This is a genomic window from Desulfotomaculum sp. (genome assembly GCF_982386235.1).
The window spans coordinates 38,638-49,997 of the sequence record NZ_CEVWQM010000012.1 but is presented as its reverse complement, the minus strand read 5'-3'; the positions used below and the strand labels follow the sequence as shown (position 1 = coordinate 49,997).

Annotated in this window: 13 protein-coding genes; 8 read left to right on the top strand and 5 right to left on the bottom strand. The window is 42.4% G+C overall.

The window, feature by feature from the left end; all coding sequences use genetic code 11:
- Nucleotides 1-14 precede the first annotated feature (14 nt).
- The 5 genes from AC1U9Z_RS08945 to AC1U9Z_RS08925 are packed head-to-tail and all read left to right on the top strand — an operon-like array spanning nucleotide 15 to nucleotide 3,977.
- Nucleotides 15-443 (top strand): NapC/NirT family cytochrome c, encoded by a 429-nt coding sequence (locus AC1U9Z_RS08945; protein WP_333530637.1) that lies wholly within the window; start codon nucleotides 15-17, stop codon nucleotides 441-443.
- Between the two features lie 21 nt (nucleotides 444-464).
- Nucleotides 465-1,718 (top strand): ammonia-forming cytochrome c nitrite reductase subunit c552, encoded by a 1,254-nt coding sequence (locus AC1U9Z_RS08940; protein WP_479957111.1) that lies wholly within the window; start codon nucleotides 465-467, stop codon nucleotides 1,716-1,718.
- A gap of 26 nt (nucleotides 1,719-1,744) precedes the next feature.
- On the top strand, nucleotides 1,745-2,788 hold the full coding sequence (locus tag AC1U9Z_RS08935) for a cytochrome c biogenesis ResB family protein (RefSeq protein WP_479957109.1): 1,044 nt from the start codon (nucleotides 1,745-1,747) through the stop codon (nucleotides 2,786-2,788).
- The gene (ccsB, locus tag AC1U9Z_RS08930) at nucleotides 2,788-3,591 is read left to right on the top strand and encodes a c-type cytochrome biogenesis protein CcsB (protein ID WP_479957107.1); all 804 of its coding nucleotides are present in this window, start codon (nucleotides 2,788-2,790) and stop codon (nucleotides 3,589-3,591) included. The genes AC1U9Z_RS08935 and ccsB overlap by 1 nt, the downstream gene beginning before the upstream one ends.
- Before the next feature lie 53 nt (nucleotides 3,592-3,644).
- Nucleotides 3,645-3,977 carry a hypothetical protein gene (locus AC1U9Z_RS08925; RefSeq protein ID WP_333530633.1) on the top strand — a complete coding sequence of 111 codons (333 nt, stop codon included), beginning with the start codon at nucleotides 3,645-3,647 and terminating at the stop codon, nucleotides 3,975-3,977.
- A gap of 131 nt (nucleotides 3,978-4,108) precedes the next feature.
- Here AC1U9Z_RS08925 and AC1U9Z_RS08920 read toward each other — a convergent pair whose 3' ends face one another.
- Both AC1U9Z_RS08920 and AC1U9Z_RS08915 read right to left on the bottom strand, forming a co-directional pair.
- Nucleotides 4,109-4,693: a hypothetical protein gene (locus AC1U9Z_RS08920; protein ID WP_479957105.1), complete on the bottom strand. Its 585-nt coding sequence runs from the start codon at nucleotides 4,691-4,693 to the stop codon at nucleotides 4,109-4,111.
- A 299-nt stretch (nucleotides 4,694-4,992) separates the two neighbouring features.
- Nucleotides 4,993-5,286 carry a hypothetical protein gene (locus AC1U9Z_RS08915; protein WP_479957104.1) on the bottom strand — a complete coding sequence of 98 codons (294 nt, stop codon included), beginning with the start codon at nucleotides 5,284-5,286 and terminating at the stop codon, nucleotides 4,993-4,995.
- Between the two features lie 234 nt (nucleotides 5,287-5,520).
- Between AC1U9Z_RS08915 and AC1U9Z_RS08910 the strand changes: the two genes are divergently transcribed.
- Both AC1U9Z_RS08910 and AC1U9Z_RS08905 read left to right on the top strand, forming a co-directional pair.
- Nucleotides 5,521-6,090 (top strand): 5' nucleotidase, NT5C type, encoded by a 570-nt coding sequence (locus AC1U9Z_RS08910; protein ID WP_479957102.1) that lies wholly within the window; start codon nucleotides 5,521-5,523, stop codon nucleotides 6,088-6,090.
- A gap of 297 nt (nucleotides 6,091-6,387) precedes the next feature.
- Complete coding sequence (locus AC1U9Z_RS08905) at nucleotides 6,388-8,802, top strand: S-layer homology domain-containing protein (protein WP_479957100.1); 2,415 nt, start codon at nucleotides 6,388-6,390, stop codon at nucleotides 8,800-8,802.
- Nucleotides 8,803-8,842: 40 nt separating this feature from the next.
- Here the strand turns inward: AC1U9Z_RS08905 and AC1U9Z_RS08900 are convergent, their stop codons facing one another.
- Nucleotides 8,843-9,106: a ribbon-helix-helix domain-containing protein gene (locus AC1U9Z_RS08900; RefSeq protein ID WP_333529193.1), complete on the bottom strand. Its 264-nt coding sequence runs from the start codon at nucleotides 9,104-9,106 to the stop codon at nucleotides 8,843-8,845.
- 231 nt (nucleotides 9,107-9,337) lie between these two features.
- Here AC1U9Z_RS08900 and AC1U9Z_RS08895 point away from each other — a divergent pair, with 231 nt between their 5' ends.
- On the top strand, nucleotides 9,338-9,646 hold the full coding sequence (locus tag AC1U9Z_RS08895; RefSeq protein WP_479957097.1) for a helix-turn-helix domain-containing protein: 309 nt from the start codon (nucleotides 9,338-9,340) through the stop codon (nucleotides 9,644-9,646).
- A 176-nt stretch (nucleotides 9,647-9,822) separates the two neighbouring features.
- On the opposite strand, the gene AC1U9Z_RS08890 is transcribed toward AC1U9Z_RS08895, so the two are convergent.
- On the bottom strand, nucleotides 9,823-10,113 hold the full coding sequence (locus AC1U9Z_RS08890) for a zinc-ribbon domain containing protein (protein ID WP_333529191.1): 291 nt from the start codon (nucleotides 10,111-10,113) through the stop codon (nucleotides 9,823-9,825).
- A gap of 178 nt (nucleotides 10,114-10,291) precedes the next feature.
- Nucleotides 10,292-11,239 (bottom strand): NAD(P)H-dependent flavin oxidoreductase, encoded by a 948-nt coding sequence (locus AC1U9Z_RS08885; RefSeq protein WP_333529190.1) that lies wholly within the window; start codon nucleotides 11,237-11,239, stop codon nucleotides 10,292-10,294.
- Between the last annotated feature and the right edge of the window lie 121 nt (nucleotides 11,240-11,360).

Genomic DNA, 11,360 nt, shown 5'->3' with positions numbered 1-11,360 from the left:
AGGTCGGCGGGGTAATGAAGAAAAAACTTATGTGGTTAGCTGCTTTTGGTTTTATCAGCTTTGCTTTGATGCTGATAACAAAGGTTCCTGCTCTTGGGTTAGACAAGGCAGAGTTTTGCGGCCAATGTCATGTTATGGATGAACAGGTAGACACATATTTACATTCAGCACATAGGTCAGGAGCTACCTGCGGGGATTGTCATATTCCCCATAGCCTGGTGTACGGTGCTACCTATAAAGCATATACCGGAACAAGGGACATCGTTGCTGTCGTCACGGACACTGCTCCCAAGGAAATTAGAGTGACAAAACTAGGCAAAGACATTCTTCAAGAAAATTGTTTAAGATGCCACGGACAAATGCTGGAGCTAGTGGGGGACACGAAAAGGGACGGTGGAAAATATTGCTTCGATTGTCACCGCAGTACCCCGCACCAGAAATGATGAGAGGGGTGGTTATTTAAATTGATTCCAAAAGAATACCGTAATTTAGTTTTCTTTTCCCTGGTAGTAATCGTGATCTTGGGGGCTTCGGTATTTTATTTCTATAATGCTCATAACACAGACCTAGAGGAAGGTCCGCTTGGCGAGATTGCAGCCAATGAGGTTGACCCAGCGGTGTGGGGCAAATATTATCCTAAACATTACGATAGTTACTTGGAGAATTCTCAAAACACAGCTAAGCCATCACACTTTGAGACCAAGCCCTATATGGAACCCATCTATGCAGGCCTTGGTTATGCTGTGGAATTTAACGAACCACGGGGCCATCTCTATACGCTGGATGATATCAGAGAAGTAAACCCTAATCGCTATAAAACAGGTGCTGCTTGTAATACCTGTAAATCTTCCCAAATACCCGGGCTTATCGATAAGTACGGCGAAGATTACTACCTTAAATCTTTTGAGGAAATAAATTCACAGCTTAAGCATCCCATCGCCTGTCTTGATTGCCACGATCCTAAAACAATGGATCTGAGAATCAGCAGACCTGCCTTAATCGAAGCCTTTGAACGCCAAGGTAAGGACATTACCAAGGTCACCAGGCAGGAAATGAGAAGCCTGGTCTGTGCCCAATGCCATGTGACGTATTACTTCCAACCAGAAACCAAGAAACTAACCTTCCCCTGGGATAATGGTATTAAAGCAGATCAAATCCTCGCCTATTTTGATGAAAAGAACTATAGTGAGTGGCATCACCCGGATGCTGGAACTGGACTAGCCAAGGCAAGGCATGCCGAATATGAAATTTTCATGGGCAGCACTCACCAGTCGGCGGGGTTAGCCTGTGCGGATTGTCATATGCCCTATGTTAAGCAGGGCAATGTAAAAATCAGCTCCCACTACTGGACCAGCCCCCTAAACAACATCGAGGAAAGTTGTACCGTCTGCCACCGGGAGGGTGTGGACTGGCTTGAGAGCAGGGTCAAGGACACCCAGACAAAAACCAAAGAAATACAGGACATTGCCGGTGAGGCAGTGGTTCAAGCCATTAACGAGATAAAAGCTGCCAAAGATACCCCTGGCGTAAACCAGGAATTGCTTAAGCAGGCCCAGGATATGCATCGCAAGGGTCAATGGTATTTGGATTATGTGATGGTAACCAATGGTTACGGCTTCCACAACCCCACAGAATCAATGAATAATTTGGGCAAGGCCATCGACTATGCCCACAAAGCAATACAATTTGCTAAGGATGCCGTAAAGAATCCAGCCTAAAACCAATCCTACTGGAGTGAAATGTATTGACAGATACAAATAGCAAATTTACAAGACCTGGGGGGAAGGGAGTTATCCATCTCCTTTCCTCCATGAAAATGGGTCTTTTTCTTTTATTATTAATAGGTGCCGCATCCTCCCTCGGTAGTTTAATTCCCCAGGGCGAGGAAGCATTCTTTTACAAAAACCACTATGGGGAGTTAATGGGCGCTTTCATTTTACTATTGTCCCTAAATAAGTTGTATGGTTCTTGGTGGTTCATTCTACTGGGGGCAGTTTTTGCAACCAATATTCTATTGTGTTCGGTTAAACGCCTTAAAACACGAAACAGTATTCGTGCAGTAGGTTCAGTGGTTCTTCACCTAAGTATACTGGTTATTTTCATTGGATCACTGGTATCCGGACTAATTGGTCAAAGTGAATACCTAGAACTAGGTACAGGGGAGTCAATCGATCTTGCCACAAAGGGCTTCCCGGGATATACCTTGCATGTTAAGGATTTTAAGATTGAGTATTATGATAACCTTGAGCCAAAGCAATACATTAGTAAGCTAACCTTATCCGGTGAAAAAAATGAGGTAAACAGTGAAATAAGTGTCAACCATCCACTCAAGGCTGAGGGCTTTACCATTTATCAGCAGAGTTATGGCTGGAAGGTCAAAGGCCATATTGACGTCGGAGGGAAAGAGCAGCAATTTGACCTGGTCAATGGTGCGGATGTAATTGTTAAGGAAAATATTAAAATGAGGGTCATCTACGTACCAGATTTTGACCCAAGCAGTGGCGATCTTCGTTCAAGGTCCCCTTTACCCAATAACCCACATCTAGCATGCGCTATCCTGCAAAATGATCAGCTGCTTGCCGTAGAAGTGATTCCAGAAGGGGCAACAAAGGAACTAGCTGGCTACCCCGTTACCTTTTCCAGCTATCGCTACTATACAGGGCTAGAGGTAAAACAAGATCCTGGTGTGAAAATTATCTACACTGGCTTTGTATTAATCGTAATAGGGTTCTTAATAAGATATCTTGCACCGTTAAAAACCGCGCAAAAAAGTGAGGTGGGGCTTTAATGGAAGGGACACTGAACCTAGCTGCTTATGGTCTGCTCTTTCTTGGTGTAGTGACTAGCCTGGTTTGCCTTTGGCAGCCTAATAAAATCCTTAGCAAAATCTCCTTAGCTACAGTTGCCTTAGCTTTTGTCTGCTTAACCCTGGCACTTATTGCCAGAAGTGTTACCAGTGGTCGGCTGCCCTTTGCAACTATGTATGAATTTACCTTTCTTTTTGCCTGGGGTATTTTATTCTTTTTCCTGATCCTAAGAACCAAGTTTGTTTCCGATCTCCTAACCTCGCTGGTTGCCTTGCTAGCAATCATTATTATTTCTTATGGCAGCACCTTGCCTTCTGATATTCGGCCATTGATGCCAGCCCTGCAGAGCTTCTGGCTAGAACTCCATGTTATCACGGCAATCGTTGCCTACGGTGCCTTTGGACTTTCCTGCTGCTTGGGTATTTTATACATGGTAAAGGAAAAAGTAGGGGATCAAGGCATGGGTAAGTCTCTGCCTGAGTTATCGAAGCTCGACAATATGCTGCACTGGTCAGTGGCCCTAGGATTTCCCTTTATGACGCTTGTCTTAATTACAGGGGCTGTGTGGGCCGAAGAAGTGTGGGGCAGATGGTGGAGTTGGGACCCCAAGGAAACCTGGGCACTGATTACCTGGTTTATCTACGCAGGCTATTTACATGCCAGGAAGACCTATGGATTGCAGGGCAAAAAGGCAGCAATGATGGCAATCATAGGTTTTGCTGCCGTATTGTTTACTTTGTTTGGCGTATCATTATTATTACCCGGTGCCCATAGCTATGTGTAAAAGGAACCCCCAAGAATAGCCCATCATACCATAGTTAAAAACGGGGGTAAATGATGGCATATGAAAATGGCTATGATGTGATGAATTACATTGGTGGCACCATTGAAAGCTATCGAGCGGATTCACATATTTTTTCAAAGGCTGCTAGCTTTTTGCATCTTTTTTTATTAAGGAAGGATTGGCCCCATTGTTATCCGGAGTTAGATCAAGCAATAACCACAATTTTGGCACAACCACTTAGTTACCTACTGGAGGAATTTGCTCAAAAATACCTGGATGATCCTAAGATGGAATGGCCAATGGATATTCCGGCAAAGTTTCAAGATGAATTTAAGGTTTTCTATTTAACAGTTAGCCCTCTTTTGGAGCAGTGTCAAGAGAATTAAAAAGTAAGAAAAGAAAACCGGACGGCAAAACCGCCCGGTTTTTAATAGTTGTTAGTCGTTAGCTTGTAGCTATCCCCAAGATCCTTTGCTGTCGCTTGGATGATACCAAAGCCGGTAGGGTGAATTCATTATTATCTAGGATTTTGGGCAATTTGTGAACCAGTACAGGTAATGGGTCCAATTACATTGGCCTGACCGCCATTAAGGAGTTGGGCAGTTACAAAATAATTTACGCTAGGTACTTTATGACAATGATCATCTTCACAGGGATTGTGAACTTTGTGGGCAAAGGGTAAATCAACGTGGGTAAAGGTTGTGGTTTGCAGGTTATCTTCGGTTGCATTAGCACTTTGGCAGCAGCTGAAAATAAGATCACGATGGTGCTTCCGATTCTCCCTAAAGATTTTAAATAATATATCCACATTATTCCCCTGTCGTGCCCCGTCCGGTGCATTGGCAATTGCTTCCCAGCCAACTGTACAAGTTAACCAAACACGGTCGCAATCATCCTCAATGCTAAGTTCATTTTCATCAGTTAATGATGCAATGGTGGTAGGTGTGCTAGTAAGGGGTATGGAGGTAGCACCACAGGTATTACTGGGCTCCAGGGTAAAGGCTTCAAATTCAGTTAATAAACCGCGCCTTTTATTAAAGAGAGAGTTTGAGGATACAACATCGTCAGTGGTTTCTGCTAAATCTTTTTCATCCTTCGTCATAAAACAGACCTCCCCTACATAGTTTGATAATTTATATATAGTATGCAGGAGAGTTGGTATTGTGAGGGTGTTATGTAACAAATTGGCAGGTTAATTAGCTAGTAGCCATTAGCAGGAAGCTGGAAGGTAGAAAGTAAATGACCTTAATTTTAACGGTTCAACGAAGAAGAAAATTTGTGTCATCCTGAGCGATAGCGAAGGATCTTGGGTTTAACCTTTCAATGCAGGAGGATCCTTCGCTATCACTCAGGGTGACAAAGATTTATGGCAACCGGTTCTTGGTGGCTAACAGCTAATAGCTAAACGAATCCTTCGTGTTTTTGAATAATACTAATGGCCTTGTTGACTAGGTCATCCTTGGTTTTTAGCGTAAAGAAAAAACCGCGGTTAAAGTCTACCTCGCCTAGCTGCTCCCCAAAACCATCTGGATGAAGTGTGGAGGCAGAAAGGTAATCTGCACTCTTATGACGATCAAGCCTATCAACAAAGGGATATTCAAAACCAGCTTCCTGCAATGCTTCTGCCGCGCCGCGGGCAGCTACTCTGTCATTAAAAAAAGCATAGATGGTTCGTTCACCGGGGGATAGAGTCATGGATTACACCTCACATTGTTATTTATGGTTATTATGTCCAAAGGATTAGTTCTTTATCTATGTTTATCTTTTATACGATCTGAAATTATAATTTAATGGATGGTAGTACAAGAAAAGCTAAGTTCGCGCTATCGGATATGGCGCGAACTTGGCTTTTCTAATTTGACGAAGTAGAAAGTTTCTCGCTATACTATTTTACAGGGACAAAGGATGCTGGGATACTAGGAGGGGAACATGAGAATTGGGATTGATCTAGACGGAACCGTTGCCGACAATCTTGAATTGTTGGTGGAAACAATGAATAAGTATTCTGGTAAGAGTTTGCGTGGGGAAGAAATCAACCAATATAGCTTATGTAAAGTCTACAATGTGAGCGAAGAACAATTCTTTAAATTGATGGCTGAGAAGGAAGAGGGAATTATTAAAAAGAGCCCAGTTATACCTTTGGCCAGAGAAAGTATTTATAAACTGGTTCAGCAAGACTGGGAGGTTCATATTATCACGGCCCGAAATCCCAGATATCAGGAAGTGACGGAAAAATGGTTAAGGGACTATGATATACCCTATAGCCAGTTACACCTATTAAATTCCCATAATAAATTGGCAGTTTGTCAGGATTTAAAAGTCAAACTTATGGTCGAAGACAATATTCATAATGCCTATCAGCTTAATGGTGGTGGCGTTCCAGTGATATTATTTGAGGCTCCTCATAATAGGCAATGGCCCTGGCAGGGTATTCGCTGCACCTCGTGGCAGGATATTTATCAGTCAATTGATCAAATGTTTACTAAAAAACGGCCATGAGCCATGAGCAGTGAGCTTAAAACAATAGCGATGTCATCCTGAGCGACAGCGAAAGATGACACAAAATTTTTATTCTTAGAGTATTTTAACTTTCTGCTAATAGCTAAAGGCAAAAGCCCAAGGCCCAGAGTCATCTAACAGGGTGCCATTTATTTTCCATTTTTGATACAGGAATTATTATTTTTGTAACGAAGTGTTAAATAAAGCGTCTTAACTATATAGAAGCATGTTGGCCCAGTCGGATACCTGTCGTGCCCCCAATAGGCATCCGCCTGGTCCAACCAAGGAGGTATTGTTTTGTTAGGAAAAAGGCACCTTTTTTCGGTAGTGATTCTGATCTTTGCCATGTTAGTCGGCACTTCAGCTTGGGCGGCATCTCCCCACCTTTATAAAGATACCACAGGCCAGTGGTGGGAGCAGTCTGTGGCCGAATGTAGTGCCGCCGATTTAGTAGGTGGCAGGGGACAAGGGGTATTTGACCCCAAGGCTTCGGTATCCCAGATTGAAGCCATTGTTTTCTTAAATCGCGCCCTTGGGCATCGGGTCGCAGCGGATGATTATAATATGTCAGCAGGTGGTTACAATTTTCCGGCCGATTTCCCCGAGTGGGCAAAGAAAAATATTGCCTTTGCCGCAGATAAGAAGTACATATCAAAGGCAGGAATTCCCACGATGAAACCCCAGGGTGCTGCTAGCAGGGCTGAAATAGCAGTACTTTTTGCCAATGCTTTAGGCCTCAAGGCAGATGGTTTTGAACTAACCTTTAGAGATAAGGCCCAGATTCATGAAAGTCTACAGTCCTTTGTGGCCGCGGCTGTGAAGCATGGGGTTATGTCTGGCCGCCCAGACAATACCTTTGATCCCAATGCTTCTGTGACCAGGGGTGAAATGGCGGCAATTATTTCACGCCTATTTGAAAATGGCAAGATTAACCCCAATGCTAGCAAATATTATATTGCTAAGCTCAGTAAAGTGGATACGGCTGGGCAGAAAATTACAGTTAGCAAGGATGGACAATCAAAAATCCTTGATGTTCAGACCGATACGCTATATTACTTGGATGGCAAAAAAGTAACCTTAGCTTCTTTAAAAGCAGGTGATAATTTCAGGGTAGTGGTGGATACTGCGGGTAAAGTGCTGTATCTAGCAAATACCAAGGCAAGCCCAGGCAGCAGCGTATCCATAACCACTACCTACACAGGAACCATCAAGGGCATAACCAGTGGCAGCCAATGGCTGCTGGCTTTTCAGACGGATACAGGGACATTGACTTCTTACCCATTGGTTAGTTCGGTAAAAATAACACAAAATGGTACCACAAAGGATATAACAGCCTTAACTACTGGAGCCAGTGCGGAAATTTTAGTGGCTAATGGCAGCGTTACAGAAATTAAACTGCTTAGTACGGCAGCGGATAACGGTCGTAAGGGTTATGTAGTAAACATGTATTTGGATTACTTCACAGTAAGGTATGACGATGGCACCACGGAGGAGATTAATAAAAGCAATGTCAGTACAACCTTCTACCAGCTATCCAGGGGCCAAAGGGTTTCCATTGTGAAGGTGGGGAACATTATCTCCGGCATTGTGCCGCTCAATGAAGCAAGTAAAGTTTTCGGTGATGTTGTTAGCGTAAATTCATCGTCTATCACCATCGAAGATGGGGATGGCTATGAGCGTTCAATTAAATTAGCCAGCAGCTATAGAGTTAGGGATAAAGATGGAGACTCCATGGATCTGGAAGATATTGAAGAGGAAGATTTTGTAGAGGTTGAGATTAATAGCAAGAATGAAGCAGTCACAATCAAACTTAACGATAGTTCATCCTCCTCTTCAGCCTTAGAAGGTGAGGTTACCAAACTGGTTACCTCCGGTACTTGGAGAATCACCATTGAAAGGGCCGATGGAACAACTAAAACCTACGATGTGGATGACGATGTGGATGTCTATGAGAGTGGAAAAAGTAGGGATTTTGATGATATCAGCAAGGGGGATTATGTTAAGTTAAAGCTGGATAGCCGTGATGACGTTACCAGGATTGACGTTCTGGATGTTGAGATCATTAATGGAGAGGTCATTAAGGTAGGTAGCTCAAGTAACTGGAGTATCACCATAGAGAATTCAAGCGGCAAGGAGAAATCCTATGATGTCTCCAAAAAGGTGACTGTCCTTGAAGGCAGTAAAAGCAGAGACTTTGATGATGTCAGCAAAAGGGATTATGTTAAACTAATTTATGACAATGACAGCGACAAGGTTATTAAAGTTATTATTACCGATGAAACATCCAGCAGTAGTTATACAGGGACAATAACCAGTCTGACTAGCAAAAAGATAACCATCAAAGGCAGTAGTTCTAAAACCTATGACCTTGACAGTAAGGTTACCATCGAAAGGGACAATAAAGAGATTGAGTTGGAAGAGGTTCTAATTGGAGCGAAGGGAAAACTAACCCTAAAAAGTGATAAAGTTTCAAAGATTATCATTACCGATGATGAAGACATTGAAGTTGAAGGCGAGCTTTATAGTGTTAGTTCTCGGTATATCTACCTTGAGCAAGATAATGGCAGACATAAACTATATTTTGCAAGCAAAGTGACTCTTGAAGATCGAAAAGGAAGAAGCATTGATGTAGATGACCTGGAAGATTATGAAGGATACGATGTGATCATAGAACTTAGGGATGGGGAAATAAAAACACTGGAAGTGCAATAAAGGAAAGAAGGCAGACCGTTGGTTTGCCTTCTTTTTTACATCATCGTTTATACCTCCCCATATCCAATAGAGAACTATAATAATCTAGGTCGGATAAAGCCAGATCATTATTCACTTCCGGGGCAACGGATTTGTTCTCAGGGGGAATGATTACACTGGCCATATCTTTTTTAATTAGTAGGCGGATATACTGACTACGGTTGGTTTCTTCAAAGGAGTTTCGGTTAATTTGGGAGATTTTCCTATCCAAATATTCAATTAAGTCTTCCGGGATACTAATGGTTATGGTTTTATGTCTACGCAAAATAAATACCTCCCTTACCATATTCTTAATATATCTTATGTATCTGTAACAGTATTAAATAACCAAAAGTGGAAATTGCGTCTAAAAATAAGCTCAAATCCAGGTGCAAAGCTTTTTAACCTTTGTAACATCCAAATTATTTGACAAATGTATAAGAAAATTTACCACTCATACCTCTGGAGTGAAAACAAATAATATAAATAGGATTTTTAATAAGGAGGCATCAGCAAAGTGTATAGCCCAAAAGAATTAGGCCTCAAAGTAAAAAGAGCCCGGGAACATAGGGCCAAACGAAGTGGACAAGATTTTACCCAAAAAATGCTTGCCTTTAAGATCGGGGAAACATCAAAATGGGTTCAAAAGCTTGAAAAGGGACAATTTTATCCTGAATGGGAACCGTTAAATCTTATCGCGGATACCTGTGGTGTTTCGATTGAATTCTTGATGGGTGAAGGGTTTGAGGAAGAGGTCGATTATGAAGAAGCTATTAGAGGTGGTGAGATTTCAAGAAAAATATATCAAGAAGAATTACCCCTATAAATAGTTAAACGCCTTCCAGGCGTTTTTTTTTAAGCACAATCAGATAGTATAAGACGCTTATGCCGCTGGTGGGCACCATCCGAACAAGGATAATAGAAAGCTATTATCCGGATAGAAAAGCATTCGCTTTTCTAATAAAAAACCGAATGCTTATCCGCACTCGGTTAATTAACTAATTATTGTCTTACGCGGTTAAAGCAATCGCGGCAATAAACCGGCTTGGTACCACTGGGTTGAAAAGGTACCTGTGTGGTGCAGCCACACTCATCACAAACTGCTTCAAACATTTGACGCTGGGGACGATATCCCTCGTTGCCTTGCATCCGTTGCTTACGTGCTGCACGGCAGGAAGGGCAACGGGAAGGATCATTCTGAAAACCTTTTTCAGCAAAGAATTCTTGCTCACGAGCAGAGAATACAAATTCTGCGCCACAATCACGGCATGTTAGATTTCTGTCGGAAAACACCAAATATCTCCTCCGAATAAATAATCTCCCTAAATTCTCCGGGGCCAACCATACGAACTACCGATATCCTGACACCGATCCATTTTTCGGGAGGAGATAGCCAAGTCAGCGCAGTAAAACTTAGAGGTATATTAAGTATACCCCCCATAAAAGGAAAAATCAATCAATTCTTTCAATACTAGGCATTATTGAACTCTGAAATTAATTGGTTAAAAATAACCTTAACAGGTAAAATATCCTTTATCTTACTAACATTTTGGCCACAGAATACAAGCCCATCGTCAATTTTTCCATCACGGCTGTTCATCAAGGCTTGCATAATGCAGAAGGATTTAGAACAATGCTTTAAACAAGCCCCACATTTTTCTGGTTTCGGAGCGTCATCATTAAAAAACCGTGTAACAAAATTATTTTTTAATGCCCTACCGGGTAGACCAACGGGGCTAAGGATTTCCACTACGTCATCGGCGGTAGAATTTATGTAGAGTTTCTTAAAGGCATCGGAAACAGTACATTCTACACTGGCGACAAAACGAGTGGCCATTTGAACACCGTCTGCTCCCAGGCGAATCATTTCTGCAATGCCTTTGCCGTCGACAATACCGCCGGCGGCAATAACCGGAATTTTAACGGCTGCTCTAACCTCAGGCAGGATTTCTTTAACGGAACGATCGGTTCCCAAATGTCCGCCGGCTTCGGTGCCTTCTGCTACCACTGCTGCAGCACCTAATTTCTCTGCCATTTTAGCAACCTTTCCGGAAGAAACAATGGAGACAATGGCAGTATTGGATTCTTTGCCCCAACCAAAAATATCCCTGGAAAACCCAGCACCAGTAAAAATAATATCAATTTTTTCTTCAATGGCAGCATGCACAATTTTAGAAAACTCCCTGGCTGCGTACATGATATTTATACCAATGATACCGCTGGGGGAGATTCTGCGGGCTTCACGGATCTCATCCCGTAGTTCTTGTTCTTCCATACCGGTGGCACCAATGACACCTATACCGCCAGCTTCCGCAACAGCTCCGGCCAGCGGGGCTGTTGAAACTCGAACCGCCATACCCCCTTGGATGATAGGGTATTTTGGAGTAAATTTACCAATTGTAAGGGTGGGGAATTTCACTTCTATTGCTCCTTCCTAATATGCCGTAAAAAATCACACTAACTTTATTAAAACAAAAAAAATGTCAATTTGCAAATAATTTATAACTTAGATCAAAAAATTAAGGTATCTTTAGTATTAC